Source organism: Pseudomonas sp. Y24-6 (assembly GCF_020295325.1).
Taxonomy (GTDB): Bacteria; Pseudomonadota; Gammaproteobacteria; order Pseudomonadales; family Pseudomonadaceae; genus Aquipseudomonas; species Aquipseudomonas gregormendelii.
On record NZ_JACBXG010000007.1, the window covers coordinates 300,850 to 316,458 of the forward strand.

Annotated in this window: 14 protein-coding genes; 3 read left to right on the forward strand and 11 right to left on the reverse strand. The window is 60.7% G+C overall.

Annotated elements, in window-relative coordinates; genetic code table 11:
- Positions 1-213: 213 nt before the first annotated feature.
- The 8 genes from HYI44_RS16035 to HYI44_RS16070 all read right to left on the reverse strand — a co-directional run bounded on the left by HYI44_RS16035 (position 214) and on the right by HYI44_RS16070 (position 10,570).
- Positions 214-2,589: an efflux RND transporter permease subunit gene (locus HYI44_RS16035; protein ID WP_412548493.1), complete on the reverse strand. Its 2,376-nt coding sequence runs from the start codon at positions 2,587-2,589 to the stop codon at positions 214-216.
- 24 nt (positions 2,590-2,613) lie between these two features.
- On the reverse strand, positions 2,614-3,666 hold the full coding sequence (locus HYI44_RS16040; RefSeq protein WP_225569869.1) for a WD40/YVTN/BNR-like repeat-containing protein: 1,053 nt from the start codon (positions 3,664-3,666) through the stop codon (positions 2,614-2,616).
- A 386-nt stretch (positions 3,667-4,052) separates the two neighbouring features.
- On the reverse strand, positions 4,053-6,710 hold the full coding sequence (gene pepN, locus HYI44_RS16045; RefSeq protein WP_225569870.1) for an aminopeptidase N: 2,658 nt from the start codon (positions 6,708-6,710) through the stop codon (positions 4,053-4,055).
- A 10-nt stretch (positions 6,711-6,720) separates the two neighbouring features.
- Positions 6,721-7,551, reverse strand: coding sequence for a DUF2797 domain-containing protein (locus tag HYI44_RS16050; RefSeq protein WP_122839674.1), 831 nt, complete (start codon positions 7,549-7,551; stop codon positions 6,721-6,723).
- Positions 7,548-7,808 carry a YeaC family protein gene (locus HYI44_RS16055; protein WP_122839673.1) on the reverse strand — a complete coding sequence of 87 codons (261 nt, stop codon included), beginning with the start codon at positions 7,806-7,808 and terminating at the stop codon, positions 7,548-7,550. Before HYI44_RS16055 ends, HYI44_RS16050 begins: the two co-directional genes overlap by 4 nt.
- Positions 7,809-7,842: 34 nt before the next feature.
- A complete protein-coding gene (locus HYI44_RS16060) occupies positions 7,843-8,712 on the reverse strand; it encodes a rhomboid family intramembrane serine protease (protein WP_225569871.1) in 870 nt (289 codons plus the stop codon).
- Positions 8,709-9,680: a metallophosphoesterase gene (locus tag HYI44_RS16065; RefSeq protein WP_122839671.1), complete on the reverse strand. Its 972-nt coding sequence runs from the start codon at positions 9,678-9,680 to the stop codon at positions 8,709-8,711. Before HYI44_RS16065 ends, HYI44_RS16060 begins: the two co-directional genes overlap by 4 nt.
- On the reverse strand, positions 9,680-10,570 hold the full coding sequence (locus HYI44_RS16070) for an NAD(+) kinase (RefSeq protein WP_010459816.1): 891 nt from the start codon (positions 10,568-10,570) through the stop codon (positions 9,680-9,682). The genes HYI44_RS16065 and HYI44_RS16070 overlap by 1 nt, the downstream gene beginning before the upstream one ends.
- 112 nt (positions 10,571-10,682) lie before the next feature.
- Between HYI44_RS16070 and HYI44_RS16075 the strand changes: the two genes are divergently transcribed.
- The gene (locus HYI44_RS16075) at positions 10,683-11,633 is read left to right on the forward strand and encodes a DUF1853 family protein (protein ID WP_225569872.1); all 951 of its coding nucleotides are present in this window, start codon (positions 10,683-10,685) and stop codon (positions 11,631-11,633) included.
- A 54-nt stretch (positions 11,634-11,687) separates the two neighbouring features.
- On the opposite strand, the gene HYI44_RS16080 is transcribed toward HYI44_RS16075, so the two are convergent.
- Complete coding sequence (locus tag HYI44_RS16080; protein ID WP_225569873.1) at positions 11,688-12,971, reverse strand: arsenic transporter; 1,284 nt, start codon at positions 12,969-12,971, stop codon at positions 11,688-11,690.
- A 75-nt stretch (positions 12,972-13,046) separates the two neighbouring features.
- Positions 13,047-13,607: an NADPH-dependent FMN reductase gene (locus HYI44_RS16085; RefSeq protein WP_122839668.1), complete on the reverse strand. Its 561-nt coding sequence runs from the start codon at positions 13,605-13,607 to the stop codon at positions 13,047-13,049.
- 175 nt (positions 13,608-13,782) lie between these two features.
- Between HYI44_RS16085 and HYI44_RS16090 the strand changes: the two genes are divergently transcribed.
- Positions 13,783-14,043 carry a hypothetical protein gene (locus tag HYI44_RS16090; RefSeq protein ID WP_045061599.1) on the forward strand — a complete coding sequence of 87 codons (261 nt, stop codon included), beginning with the start codon at positions 13,783-13,785 and terminating at the stop codon, positions 14,041-14,043.
- 88 nt (positions 14,044-14,131) lie between these two features.
- The gene (locus HYI44_RS16095) at positions 14,132-15,025 is read left to right on the forward strand and encodes a LysR substrate-binding domain-containing protein (protein WP_225569874.1); all 894 of its coding nucleotides are present in this window, start codon (positions 14,132-14,134) and stop codon (positions 15,023-15,025) included.
- On the opposite strand, the gene HYI44_RS16100 is transcribed toward HYI44_RS16095, so the two are convergent.
- Positions 14,991-15,605, reverse strand: coding sequence for a GNAT family N-acetyltransferase (locus tag HYI44_RS16100; RefSeq protein ID WP_122839666.1), 615 nt, complete (start codon positions 15,603-15,605; stop codon positions 14,991-14,993). The two genes, HYI44_RS16095 and HYI44_RS16100, sit on opposite strands and share 35 nt — an antisense overlap.
- Positions 15,606-15,609 lie beyond the last annotated feature (4 nt).

Sequence of the window (15,609 nt, forward strand, 5' to 3'; positions counted from 1 at the left end):
CCGTAGTGCTTTGAATGTGGTGCTCGGTACGGAATTGTCGTAGAGCAAAGTCAAAAGATCGCAGTCTTCGGCAGCTCCTACATAGACCAGGTGTACCCGCAATTCGGCGTTGCATGCAATCCTTGTAGGAGCTGCCGAAGGCTGCGATCTTTTGATCTTGGCGCCCACAAAAAAGCCGCAACCTGAGTTGCGGCTTTTTTGTTTAGCGAGTGATCAGTGAGCAAACAACGAGTTGCCCTTCTGCCCCGCCAGTTTCTCCGGCTTGATCAGGAACCGCGCCAGCGCCGGCAACAGCCACAGCGCACCGAACATGTTCCAGAGCAGCATGAAGGTCAGCATCAGGCCCATGTCGGCCTGGAACTTGATGGCCGAGAAGATCCAGGTGCACACACCGATCGCCAGGCACAGACCGGTGAACAACACCGCCTTGCCGGTGGATTTCAGTGTCTGGTAGTAGGCTTCCTGCAACGGCAGGCCGGCACGCAGGAAGCTTTCCAGGCGGCTGTAGATGTAGATGCCGTAGTCCACACCAATACCCACCCCAAGCGCCACTACCGGCAGGGTCGCGACCTTCACGCCGATGCCCATGAAGGCCATCAGCGCATTGCCGAGTACCGACGTCAGTACCAGCGGCAACACGATGCACAAGGTCGCCGCCCAGGAACGGAAGGTGATCATGCACATGGTCGCGACACAGAGGTAGACGAGGATCAGGATGGTCAGCTCCGACTCCTTGATGACTTCGTTGGTCGCCGCTTCGATCCCGGCATTGCCGGCCGCCAGGATGAATTCCAGGCCATCCTTGTTATTTTCCTTGGCGAACTCCTGCACCGCATGCACCGCGCGGTCGAGGGTCTCGGCCTTGTGGTCGTTGAGGAACACCAATACCGGCGCCAGGGAACAGCTGTTGTTGTACAGCCCATCCGCCCGGGCGATGGAGTTGTTCAATACATCCGGGTTACGTGACAGGGTTTCCCATTTCAGGTTGCCCTCGTTCATGCCCTTGATCATCTGCTTGGACACGGTCACCAGCGAGATTGCCGACTGCACGCCCTCGGTGTTTTGCATCTTCCACATCAGCTCGTCGATCGGCGCCATGGCTTCGTAGCGCGAGCAACCCTCGGACTTGGTCTTGACCATCACCACCAATACATCGGAGCTGGTGGAGTAATTGCTGATGATGAAGTTGTTGTCCTTGTTGTAGCGCGAGTCCGGACGCAGTTCCGGAGCACCTTGATCAAGGTCGCCGATTTTCAGGTTCTGGCTGTACCAGAGGCCGCCACTGAAAGCGATCAGGGCCAGGACAATCGAGATCGGCGCGACTTTCGGGCTGGCAAAGTTCGACAGCAGGCGCCAGAACGGGTGTTCGCGGTGTGCGTCTTTCTTGCTGCGCTCCACGGCGCGCTTGCTGATACCGACGTAGGAAATAGCCACTGGCAGCAGGATGAGGTTGGTAAACACGATCACGGCCACGCCGATCGACGCGCCGATCGCCAGCTCGCGAATGACCCCGATGTCGATGATCAACAGCGTGATGAAACCCACGGCGTCGGCGAGGATTGCGATCATCCCCGGCAGGAACAACTGGCGGAACGTGCGCCGCGCAGCGGTCAGCGCGTTGTCCGCCTCGCTCGATTGCAAGGCGATGCCGTTGATCTTCTGCACGCCATGGGAGATCCCGATGGCGAAGATCAGGAACGGTACCAGCATGGAATACGGGTCAAGCCCGAAGCCGAAGAAGTGCATCAACCCGAGCTGCCAGACCACCGCCACCAGTGTCGTGCTTAACACCGCCACGGTGCTGCGCATGCAGTTGGTGAACCAGTACAGCAGGATCAGGGTGATGACGAAGGCCACGCCGAAGAACATCACCACCATCACCAGTCCGTCGATCAGGTCGCCGACTTTCTTGGCGAAACCGACGATGTGGATCTGTACGTTGGGGTTCTGTTTCTCGAACTTGTCGCGGATCTTGTCTTCCAGCTCGTGGGAGAACTTGCGGTAGTCCAGGGCCAGCAGCTTGCCTTGGTCCTGCGGGTCCGGGTAGGACTCCAGCAACGGGATGTCGACGATGCTGGACTTGAAGTCGTTGGCGACCAGGCGCCCGACTTGCCCGGACTTGAGCACGTTGTTGCGCAGCAGGTCGAGGCTTTCCTGGGAACCGTTGTAGCTCTGCGGGATGACTTCACCCCCGGCAAAGCCTTCTTCCGTCACCTCGGTCCAGCGCACGCTGGGGCTCCACAGCGACTTGAGGCCGGAGCGGTCGACGCCGGAAATGTAGAACACTTCGTCGTTGATCTGGCGCAGGGTCTCCATGTATTCCTTGGAGAAGATGTCGCCGTCAGTGGCTTCGACGGAAATGCGTACCGTGTTGCCCAGGTTGGCCAGGTCGTTGCGATGCTCCATCATCTTCTGGATGAAAGGATGTTCCAGGGGGATCATCTTTTCGAAACTGGTGGAGGGTCGAATCAGCGTCGCCTGCCAGAACAGGAAAATGCTGACCAGCAGGCAGATCGTGATCACTGCCGGGCGGTTGTTGAAAATCAGGCGCTCGAGGAACGTCGCCTTGTCCTGGTGATGACTACTCATGGATGTCATAGCTCCGCCTTCTTGTTATTTGCCCAGCTCGGCGCCGGTTAGCGAAGTAGCGCGAACGCCGCCCTGTCCTGCCAGAATCAGATTGCCATTGCCCGCCGCTGTTACCGCCGAAACGGAGATGCGGTCGGGGCGATTGAACACGCTGAAGGTTTCGCCGTTGTCGGTGCTGCGCACCACACTGCCGCCGTTGCCGACGATGACGATGGAGCCGTCGTCGAGCAAGGTCGCACCGGACAGGCCGAACTCCAGCGTGCCCCGGGTGGCCTGCAGTTCAACCGGCTCCCAGGTGGTGCCGAAATCGATGGAGCGATACAGATTGCCGCGCAGGCCGTAGGCCAATAGGGTGTTGGCTTGCGCCGTACCGATCACGCCAAACAACGAGCCTTCGTATGGGCCTTCGAGTTTTTCCCAGGTCTGGCCCCAGTCGGCCGAACGGAACATGCTGCCTTGCTCGCCCACGATGAACAGGCCGGCGTCCTTGACGGCGGCAATGCCGTTGAGGTGGAACTGGTCTTCGTTATCCAGGCGGTCGCTGACATCTTCCCAGTGCTTGCCACCATCGCTCGTGGCCAGCAGCGCGCCGTAGGCGCCCACGGCGAAGCCGCTGTTGGCGTCCTGGAACCAGACGTCAAGCAGCGGCGATTCACGTTTGAGGTCTTCGAACTGTTTGGTCCAGGTCACGCCCCCGTCTTCACTGGCGAGGATCTGCGCGTCATGGCCGACCGCCCAGCCATGCTGGTCGTCGACGAAGAACACCGAGGTCAGCAGTTGCCGGGTTGGCACCTTGGCCTGGGTCCAGGTGGTGCCCTGGTCATCGGAATAGAGGATGTGCCCGCGATCGCCAACGGCCACCAGGCGCTTGCCGGCGTGCACGACGTCGAGCATCAGGCTTTTGCTGGCCTTGGCCGATTCAACGGAATAAACAACGTCGGATGCCGACGCGGCAGCGGCCAGCACTGGCGCCGACCACAGGGCACAGCCCAACAGCGAGAGCGCTGTAGCCAGCAACGCGATTTTGCGCAATGCCGGCGGGCGGCAGCTACCCACACCCATGACAGGCTCACTCATAGACCTTTCCCCCATTATTATTGTTAGGTCGTTCAACCCTTCAGGGCGCCGTAAGGGTGCTCATGCTGATTGCCTGTCCTGGAGCATAGTCCTGAAATGCGCAATCTAGAGCCCCTTCGGAAGCTGGCTTATCCTATCGGGGTTTGGAAAGGTCTGACAATCGACGCCGCGTTATCTTTTGTTAACTGGCGGGATAAGGGGTGCCGGTGATGGCAGGGTATTGAAAGAGGTGATAACCCCCCTGTAGGAGCTGCCGAAGGCTGCTCCTACAGGGGTACAGTTCAGCGGGGAAACAGGGACAGAGTGTGGACGGATATCACGGGTAGAGTGCAGTGGGATATCAGGGCCAGATTGCCGCAGGATAGGGTTATCCTGCGGCATCGGGATCAGGCCAGGCTTTTGCTGACCACCTCAAACACATCGCTGGACAGTTGGCCCGACGCGCGAATGCGCTCCAGTTCGCCTTTCATCAGCGCCTGGCGGGCCTCGTCGTATTTGCGCCAGCGGGTCAGCGGCGCCAGTTGCCGGGAGGCGATCTGTGGGTTGAAGCCGTTCAGCTCGATCACCAGATCCGCCAGGAAGCGATAGCCAGACCCATCGGCCGCGTGGAAGTTGATCAGGTTCTGCCCGGCAAATGCACCGATCAGGGCGCGGACCTTGTTCGGGTTCTTGATGTTGAACGCCGGATGTTGCATCAGCGCCTTCACCCGCTCCAGGCCGCCCGGTAACGGGCTGCCTGCCTGGACGCTGAACCACTGGTCCATGACCAGGGGATTGTCCTTGAAGTGCTCGGCAAAGCTCGCCAGGGCCAGGGCCTTCTGTTCTTCGAATGGCGAGTTGACCAGCACCGCCAGCGCCGTCAGGCGCTCGGTCATGTTGTCGCTGGCCTCGAACTGCTCCAGGGTCGCGGCCAGGACTTCGGCTTTTTCACTGAGCATCAGGTAGGACAGCGCGATGTTTTGCAGGGCACGACGCGCGAAGTGTTCGGCTTCGGCAACGTAGGGCGTTTTCTTCGACAGGTCACGGTTGGCCTGGTAACGCAGCCACAACGGTTCAAACAGGTTGTTCGCCAACTGCTCGCGGGCATACTCCCGGGCGGCATGAATGGCGTCGACGTCGGCCACTTCGCTGATTTCCGTCAGGTAGGCTTCGCCTGGCAGCGAGAGCATCTCGGCGACCATGGCCTGGTCCAGTGTTTCGTCAGTCAGCACGCTGTGCAAGGCTGTAATCAGACGCTGATCAAGCACCAGCGCTTCACCTTTCTGGTAATCACCAATCAGTTCCTGCAGCACCTGCACCGACAATTGCTGGCCGGCTTCCCAACGGTTGAAACCGTCAGTGTCATGCTGCATGAGGAACATCAGCTGATCGCGGCTATAGGGAAAGCTCAGCTTCACCGGCGCCGAGAACCCGCGCAGCAACGAAGGCAGGGGTTGTTCGGCGATATCGACGAAAGTGAACGTCTGTTCGGCTTCGGTCACCGAAATCACCCGCGAAGTGCCCTCGGCACTGGCTTCGCCCTGCAGACGCAAGGCCATTTCGCCGCCCTGGCTGTCCAGCAGGCCCAACTCGACCGGGATCACGAAGGGTAGCTTCTCGACCTTGTCGGGGGTGGCCGGACAGCTCTGGCGGAAGGTCAGGCTGTAGGTTTTCGCGGCGGCGTCGTAGGACTCGCTCACCGCCAGGCGCGGGGTGCCAGCCTGGCTGTACCAGCGCTTGAACTGGGTCAGGTCGACACCGTTGGCGTCTTCCATCGCCTTGATGAAATCGTCGCAGGTCACGGCCTGGCCGTCATGGCGCTCGAAGTACAGATCGCTGCCTTTGCGGAAGCCCTCGGCACCGAGCAAGGTGTGGATCATGCCCACCACCTCCGAGCCTTTTTCGTACACGGTCAGGGTGTAGAAGTTGGAAATCTCGATGAAGCTGTCCGGGCGCACGGCGTGGGCCATGGGGCCGGCATCTTCGGCGAACTGGTGGGTACGCAGGTAGGCCACGTCCTGGATGCGCTTGACTGTGGCCGAGTTCATGTCGGCGGAGAAACCGGAATCGCGGAATACGGTGAAGCCTTCCTTGAGCGACAGCTGGAACCAGTCACGGCAGGTCACGCGGTTGCCCGACCAGTTGTGAAAGTATTCGTGGGCGACAATCGCCTCGACGCGCTGGTGAGCGGCGTCGGTCGCGGTCTCGGCCCGGGCCAGCACGGCGCTGGAGTTGAAGATGTTGAGGCCCTTGTTTTCCATGGCACCCATATTGAAATCGTTCACTGCGACAATCATGAAGATGTCCAGGTCATACTCGCGACCATAGACTTCTTCGTCCCAGCGCATGGACTTTTTCAGGCTGTTCATCGCGTGCTGGCACTTGTCGATGTTTTCCGGCTCGACGTAGATGCGCAGCGCCACGGAGCGGCCGGTCATGGTGGTGAACGTGTCTTCGACGCACCACAGGTCACCGGCCACCAGCGCGAACAGGTACGCCGGCTTCATGAACGGGTCTTCCCAGGTTGCCCAGTGCCGGCCATCTTCGTCAGGGCCTGAAGCGATCGGGTTGCCGTTGGACAGCAGCACCGGGTAGCTGTGCTGCTCCGCCATTACCGTGGTGGTGAACTTGCTCATCACGTCCGGGCGGTCGAGGTAATAGGTGATCTTGCGAAAACCCTCGGCCTCGCACTGGGTGCAGAACATGCCGCTGGATTTGTACAGGCCTTCCAGGGCAGTGTTGGTTTCCGGGTGGATCCGCACGCTGGTGTCGACCGTGAACGCAGGGCTGGTCGGGTGCAGGGTCAGATGATTTTCGGTCAGTTGGTAATCGCTCTCGCTCAACTCGCTGTCAGCCAGGGTCACCGACAGCAGTTCCAGCTGCTGGCCATCCAGCACCAGCGGCGGCAGGCCCGGGCCGCGCTCGGGATTACGGCGCATCACCAGTTGCGCATGGACCAGGCTGTGGTCCTCGAACAACTCGAAGGTCAGGTGCGTCTCGTCGATCAGGTACTCGGGCGCCTGATAGTCCTTCAGGTAGATCATCTTCGGTTGTTCGGTGCGCATGCTGGAGTCCTTAACTATGCACGGCGAGCTGATAAGCCGTGTATTTACGAATATTGATCACGCCGGTGTCGAAGATCAGGTACTGGCCCTTGATCCCCAGCAGCGTGCCTTCGGCAATCGGGTTCTTGTCCAGGTTGAAGCTGACGATCTTGGCCGGGTACTGCTCGACCGGATAGCGGATTTCAATGGGCTCGACGTCGGCAATGGTCTGGATCGCCTGCAGGCCGAATCGTTCCTGCAAACCTTGCAGCCCCTCGGCGCAGCTGTCGAACAACTGGTCACGGATTTGCGCCAGGTCCACGGACACTGCCTCGCCCTTGAGTAAAGCACGCCAGTTGGTCTTGTCCGCGACCTGACTGCGGAACAGGTCCTCGACAAAGCCCGACTGCTGGCGGGTCGACGCCCGCATGATCGGCAACGCCTGGCGCGCGCCCTGATCGATCCAGCGGGTCGGCAACTGGGTGGCGCGGGTAATCCCCACTTTCACCCCTGACGAGTTGGACAGGTAGACGATGTGATCGGTCATGCAAAACGTCTGGCCCCACTCCGGATCACGGCAGGTGCCGGCGTCGAAGTGGCAACGTTCGGGGCTCATGATGCACAGGTCACACTGGGCCAGTTTGGTCATGCACGGGTAGCAGTAGCCCTGGCTGAAACTGGTCTTGGTCTTGCGTCCACAATGGGAGCAATGGATCGCCCCCAGGTACTCCAGGCGTACCGTGGTGCCGATCAACGGATTGACCGGCACCTCGGCATCACCCAGACGAAACGCGTACTGCACATTCGGCCCGTCCAGGCGCGCCGACATCTTGCTGATTGCACCGCGGCCAATCTCGATCAATGGATGGCATCCGACTTGAACAGGATATTGGGCACTTCAATCGACTTGGAACTGCACTCCTGCGGGCCCATATAGCCGGTCCGCTGGTCTTCGGGCAGGTTCTGGATTTCCCAGGCGATCATCGCCTGCAGCGACAATTCCCGTTGTTCGGCGGTGAGTTTGCCACCGTCGGACCATTTGCCGATTTCCACCGCCAGTTTCAGGCTCTCGTAAATATCGGGGGTGATGTTCTTGATCATTTCGTTAAAAGAGGACATTGGGTCTCCGCGCTCTTTATTTACAGCAAAAAATTCAGGCAGCCAGTTTACGGCGGTTGTACAAACCGCCCAACAGGCCTGTGAAGCATCCGATGAGTAACCCGCCGACGTGGGCGGCGTTGGCAATTTCGCCGAAGCCGATCATCGAGACCAGCCCGGACAGGCACAGCACCAGCCATACCAGCATCATCACCAGCACGCCGCGCGGCAGGCGATACGCCGGGTTGGGCGACATCAACTGGAAGATCCAGCAGTGCCCGAGCAGGCCATACAGCACCCCGGATAACCCGCCGAACAGGGTCGGGCCGCTGAACAGGTACTGGGCATAATTGGACACCAGGCTGAACAGCAGCGTCAGGCCGACCAGGTTGATGCTGCCCTGGCGCGACTCTATGCGTCGCCCCAGCTCCCAGTACCACATGCCGTTCATGGCCAGGTGCAGGATGCCGAAGTGGATCAGCATCGGCGTCACCAGGCGCCACCACTGCCCCGCCGCCAGGCTATCCGCCAGCGGCACGAAGTGGATGTACTCGCCGACGATGCGGAAATCAAGGAAGGTCAGCCAGCGCATCGTGTCGAGGTTCTCCCCCAGCAACGTCACCGCGCCAACGATGATACTCAGCAGCAGCACCAGCGCCGTGGCCTTGGCGTAGCGCAGTTGCTCGACAAAACCGGGGCGATGAGAGGTTTGTGTTTGCGGGATGTCCAGTTGCTGGTCGGGGTCGCCGGCAGGAAAACGCTCGTACAGTGAGCGCACGTCTTCGCTGATGTTGGCCGGCACCCAGAGCACCTGCTCACCCGCCTCCTCGCTGACCCGGTGCGGCACCTGCATGCGCTGCAGCAGCTTGACGAATCCGCTCAGGTCCACCGCCAGCGGCAGGCGCAATACGGCCACCGTACTCATTGCAACACCTCCGGGCGCTCGACATCGACCCAGACGAACTTGTTCGGATCGAGGCGGGTTTCCTGGTCCAGGCGATAGGCGACCAGTTTGCCGTAAAGCACCGCGCTGTAATCCAGGCAGGCCAGGTTCGGGCGAATCGGTGCCGGTTTGCCGCTGCGCCAGTAATGCCCGACGAACAGCAATGGCTCGTGCGCACCATAGCGCAGCAGATTGGTTTTTTCGGAAGAGGACAGCGGCGTCCGGGCCACCGGATCAGGCAAGGCGTCAGGCTGGAACACAATGTCTCCGTAGGTTTGCGGGTCGTCTTCCCAGAACTTGGTGCGAAAGAACGAACGCGTCAGGCCATCGCCGCTGGTCATGGTCAAGCCATCGGGCAGGCGCATGTCAGTGCCGCGCAACAGCCGGTCGAACACGGTGCAGGCAAAACTGCCGGGCACGGCCGAGGCCTGGAGGAAATGTTCATCGACGCAGCCGTTGGGGAACAGCGCCCGCAGTGGGTCGATCAGGCCGGCATCCCAACAGGCATGCACCACCCTGAATCGCCCGGCATCGACGAACAGCGGCATTTCGTAAAACCATTGCAGGAAGTCGTGCCAGTCGGCCGGATGGTCCTCGAACTGGGTCAGGGTTTCATGCAGCAGTCGCGCGTGGCGCGGGGTGTGTTCGCGCACGAACTGCTTGCCGCTGCCCGGCAGCGCCGGCGTGCTCCAGCCCAGGGCGTTGAACTCGTGATTACCCATGATGCACAGCGCCTGGCCGGCTTCGACCATGTCATGGACAATATGCAGGGCCTCGCGAATGCGCGGGCCGCGGTCGATGATATCGCCCACGAACACCGCCATGCGCGACGTGTGCCGCCAGACGCCACCCTGCTTTTGATAACCGAGCCGGTCGAGCAAGTGCTCAAGGGTCAGAGCGCAACCGTGCACGTCACCGATCAGGTCGTAGCTACGCGCGGGATCAAGCATCAGTCGCCTCCACCACCCAGCCGGCTGCCCCAGCCGAGCTTGGTCCGGCAGACTTCATAATAGTTATGGTCCAGCGGGTGGATCAGCCGCAGCTTCTGGGCTTTTTTGCTGATGGTAATGGTGTCACCCGGGGCGCAGGTGAAATGGTTCTGCCCATCACAGGAGACTTGCGGATAGATCTGCATATCCTTGGACACGACGATTTTCAGCTCACTGTTGCCATCGACCACGATTGGCCGTCCCGACAAGGTATGGGGGTACATGGGCACAATCACAATAGCGTCGAGCTTGGGGTGCATGATCGGGCCGCCCGCTGACAGCGCATACGCCGTAGAACCGGTCGGCGTGGCGACAATCAGGCCGTCGGCTTTCTGGCTGCAGACGAACTGGCCGTCGATGTACAGCTCGAACTCGATCATTCGCGTGGACTTGCCCGGGTGCAGCACCACGTCGTTCAGTGCATCGCCCTGGCCGATGGCCTCGGCGTGCCGGCGAACTTCGGCCTGGAGCAAAAAGCGGTTTTCCACCAGGTAGTGGCCGTCGAGCACTTCGGCGACTTTGACTTCCAGCTCATCGGGGCGGATGTCGGTCAGGAAGCCCAGGCTGCCGCGGTTGATGCCCAATACCGGAATATTATGGCGGGCCAGCGCCCGTGCAGCGCCGAGCAGGCTGCCGTCACCGCCGACCACAATCACCATGTCGCACACTTCGCCGAGCATCTTGCGCGATGAGGTCTGCAGGCCATGCCCTGGCAATACTTCGGCGATAGTGTCTTCCAGGATCACGTGCAGGTGACGATCGAGCAGGAACCGTTTCAGTCGGCGAACGGTATCCAGCACCTGCGAACTGCCGAGGCGACCGATGATGCCGATATTACGAAATTGCTCCATGGGGCCCCTAGGGTCTGTGTCGGCGAAAAACACGATTATGGGCGAAACCCGGCCGCAGACAAAATCCTTTCAGCCACAAGGGGCTACTCGTGTTTCAGGCTATGCTCGCAAGATGATCCTATTTCCAGATTTGCTGCAGTTGCCCCACCAGCTACGCCATCCCGAGGTGCGTGATCTGGCGTGGGTCATTCTCGCGCCGCCAATGCTCAGCGAGACGCCATGGCCGCAGCGCCATCCGCTGGCCGGTAGCGACTGGGTACAGGCGCCGCAGCACCTGGAACACTGGCTGCGCCAGCTCGATCGTGACAGTTATGACTTACTGCACTGGCTGGCCCAGGCCCGGACCCGGCGCCTGGGTTTGTATTACGAGCGCCTTTGGCAGTACGCCGTGCGCAATGCGCCCGGCATCGAGCTGATCGCAGCGAATCTGCCGATCCGCCGCGAGGGTCACACCTTGGGCGAACTGGACATGCTGTTGCGCGATCGCGACGGCGTGCACCATCTGGAGCTGGCGATCAAGCTGTACCTCGGCCCGCAGCATGGCGATGGCCGGGATACCGGGCAATGGCTGGGGCCCGGCTGTCACGACCGGCTTGACCGCAAGCTGGCGCACCTGAGCCAGCACCAACTGCCCATTTCGGCGCGCCCGGAAAGCCGTGCCGTGTTGGCGGCCCTCGATATCCAGCAGTTCAGCGCGCACCTGTGGCTCGGCGGGTACTTGCTGTATCCCTGGCCGGGCACAGCCGAGCCACCCAGCGGCGCACATCCCCAGCATCTGCGCGGCAGCTGGCTGCATCAGAAAGACTGGGCGACATTCGTTACCCAGCGCCCCGGTGGACGCTGGCAGCCCCTGCCCCGCCATGCCTGGCTTGCGCCTGCCCACTACCCCGCAGAACAAACCTGGAACCAGGGGCAACTGGAGGCCTGGTTGGGCGAACTTGAACCGCTGGCGCCGGCGCAGTTACTGGTGCGGCTGGTGGAAAATGCCGAGGGGGATTGGCAGGAAGCCGAGCGGTTGTTTCTGGTGGCTGATCTTTGGCCGAATGTACCGGGTGGTGGTTGAGCTTTTTGATGATCCCTGTGGGAGCAAGGCTTGCCCGCGATGGGTCCACCTCGGTCACAGGGTTAACCGCACCGCCAGAGCCGCCAGGGTCACCAGCAGCACCGGCACCGTCAGCACAATCCCGACCTTGAAGTAATACCCCCAACCGATCTTGATTCCCTTGCGCTCCAGTACATGCAGCCACAGCAAAGTGGCCAGGCTGCCGATGGGCGTGATCTTTGGCCCCAGGTCGCTGCCGATCACGTTGGCATAAATCATCGCCTCCTTCACGACACCGGTCGCCTGACTGGCATCGATCGACAGCAGGCCGATCAACACCGTCGGCAGGTTGTTCATGATCGACGACAGCAGCGCCGTCAGCACGCCGGTACCCATCGCCGCACCCCAGACGCCATACCCGGCAAAGCCGTCCAGCCAACCGGCCAGATAACCCGTGAGCCCGGCGTTGCGCAGGCCATACACCACCAGGTACATGCCCAGGGAAAAAATCACGATATGCCAGGGGGCCTCCTTGAGGACCTTGCGTGTGGAGATCTTGTGGTCTTGCGCGGCAACCACCCAGAGCAGAGCCGCACAGACGGCAGAAATGGCACTGATCGGAATCCCCAGCGGCTCCAGGGCAAAACAGCCCACCAGCAAGATGACCAATACCGCCCAGCCGGCATAAAAAGTCGCCTTGTCATGGATAGCACTGGCCGGCTCTTCCAGCTGTTCGGAGTCGTAATCGTTCGGGATGTCTCGGCGGAAATACCACAGCAGCACACTCAGGGTGGCCGCGACGCTGACCAGGTTGACCGGCACCATCACCGCTGCATAGCGATTGAAACCGATGTTAAAGAAGTCGGCGGAGACGATGTTGACCAGGTTCGACACCACCAGCGGCAAGCTGGCCGTGTCGGCGATAAAACCTGCGCCCATCACGAACGCCAGCGTCGCGGCCGGCGAAAACCGCAGTGCCAGCAACATGGAAATCACGATAGGCGTGAGAATCAGTGCAGCCCCGTCATTGGCGAACAACGCCGAGACCAGCGCACCGAGCAACACCATGAAGGCAAACAGTTTGCGTCCGCTGCCGCGCCCCCACCGGGCGACATGCAGCGCCGCCCAGGCGAAGAACCCCGCCTCGTCCAGCAACAGGCTGATAATGATCAGCGCAATGAACGTCCCGGTGGCGTTCCAGATGATCTGCCACACCAGCGGGATATCGCTCCAGTGCACTGCGCCAAACACCAGTGCCAGCACGGCGCCCAGCACTGCACTCCAGCCGACACCCAGGCCTTTGGGTTGCCAGATCACCAGGGTAATGGTCAGCAGGAAAATCAGCGAGGCGGTGAGCATGCAGGAGCAGCCTTCAAAAATCGATGCAACATACAGGATCCCGAAGACCGCTCCTATCCCAATGAACGCTGTTTATCAGACCTTCTTGTGCTGCTCGACCCAGCGCCCGTAAGCGTCAATGAATTTCTGCAAAAACGGCCTCACCGACTCGGACAGCTTGCCCGCCTCATCAAACGCCGACCCCGCCCCACTCAGGTACGCTTCCGGTTGCTGCATGAGTGGCACGTCGAGAAACACCATGGACTGGCGCAGGTGATGATTGGCACCAAAGCCGCCGATCGCCCCCGGGGACACGCTGATCACCGCGCCTGGCTTGCCACTCCAGGCGCTCTGCCCGTAAGGCCGCGAACCCACGTCAATTGCGTTTTTCAACGGGGCCGGCACAGAACGGTTGTATTCCGGAGTGACGAACAGCACTGCGTCGGATGAACTCACGTGTTGCCGGAAAGTACTGTAGGCTGCCGGCGGTGATTCACCATCAATGTCTTCGTTATAAAGCGCCAGGTCGCCGATTTCGACGATTTCCAGCTTGAGATTTGGCGGAGCCAGATCAGCCAGGGCCAGTGCGACCTTGCGGTTGATCGATTCCTTTCTCAAGCTGCCGACCACGACGGCGACCGAATAGACGTTGCTCATGGAAGATTCTCGACTGTTCAACGGAAAGAACCTGTAGTTATAGATGACGATTCACCCAGGACGCGACCGAAAATTCGCCCCTGTGACTATTTTTTTCTTGCAAGAAAACTTACTTCGCCCAAGCACGGTCTACACACCGCAAATTGAGTGATTTATCTCCAGAGGTTCTAAGCAGATGGCAGCAGTACTTGTCGGTCAGTTCCATGCAAGAGATGCGGAAGGCCGCGTCTATTCAGTGCATGAGTTCCAGGAATCCACCCCGTCGGCAGACGGCCTAACCGGCTCGGTGCCTGTCACCACCTACAAACTGGCCATCGGCGACCGGGTCAAGAAGCTCGATGACAACCAGTTCCTGCTGATCCAATCGGACGTGACCATCGTTCGCGAGCCGGACACCTACGTCGGCAAGCTGCCGGAAACGAACGTCGCCTCATAACCTGCCGTTATGAGCAGAAGTCAGATGCGCGGACATGAGTTAGGATTCAAACACTGAATCCTTCACCTGCCGAACATGGACTTCACGCATGCGTTTACGTCATATCGAAGTCATCCAGGCGCTGTTGCAGACCGGTCACCTGGGCACCGCAGCCGAATGGTTGCAGCTGCCAGTGGCCGAGGTGGAACGCACCCTGCGCGACGCTGAAGACCAGCTGGGATTCATGCTGTTTTCCAGCGTGCGTGGTCGCCTGCAAGCCACGCGAGAAGCGCGGGAGTTGCAGGTTGAAATTGCCCACGTCTATGAAGCACTTGAGCCGGTCCAGCGCCTGGCCAGCAGCCTGAAGCAATACCAGGCGCCCCCGCTGCGAATCATCTGCACTGCGCCCCTGGCGCACAAACTATTGCCCCACGCCATTGCCGCCCTGCGCCGGCGTCTTCCCGACGCACCCTGCACCCTGCTGACCCAACCGACCCGCGACATCGTCAAGCGTCTGCTCCTGCGCGAGGCCGACCTGGGCCTGAGCCTGCACGACCCGGATCATGCCGACATCGATTGCCAGGCCATCGCCCAAGGCAAGATCCAGCTGCTGGCACCCCATGGCTGGCTGCAACCCAAACAGAAATACATTTCGCTGCAGGACCTGGCAGGCCAGTCGATGGTCGGCCTCGACGGTCATGATCCGCTGAGCCTGGCGCTGGAGCACAAACTGCAAGCGCTGCGCCCGGTCCCGGTCATCCACATCCGGGTGCAGACGCACCAGATGATGCGCAGCATGGTCGAAGCCGGGGAAGGCCTGGCGCTGGTAGACCCGTTCACCGCCCTGGGTGCCAGGCACGCCGAACTGGACACCTGCCCATTGGCACCCGCGGTGCCGATCAGCCTGTACGCCCTGCGCCTGAAGAACGCCGAACCTTCACCGGCGGCTCAGGCCCTGCTGGAGATCATCACGGAACAAGCCGTGACGATGTTGGCGAACTGAGTGGCATGACCAGCGGATCATCAAACAATCGATACCAGAACAGCGCGACCTCGGCCGTATTGGGATCGATGCCGCGATAACGCAGGTAATCAATACCGCCTACCACGTAGCCGCAGCGCTCGTAGAGGCGACAGGCACCCAGGTTGTTGTTCTGGGTTTCGAGCATGATGCCTGGCAGCTTCTTTTTCCGCGTCCAGAACTGCGCGACATCCAGCAGGGCTTTGGCGACACCGTGGCGCCGCGCCGGTGCATGCACCGCCAGCTCGTCGATATGGGCAAAGCCGTTCCAGTTGGTGCTGACCACCAGATGGCCTACGGGCTCATCGTCCAGATAAGCCATGAACACCGCGCTGTCAGCCGCATCGCGAAAACTGCTGAACTCTTCAGGGTCAATTCCGTAGCACTTGCGATACGGCGTGATGGGCGTCACGGGCCACTGCTCCACTGGCTTGCCGACTTCGGCGGCGACGTAAGCCGAGACTTCGAAACTGAAATCGCTGCCCCAGATATAGGGGGCAAATCCATCGTCGGCGACTCGTACCGACAGCCCTGGGTATTTGGGATTCATAACCGGTTGCATACTG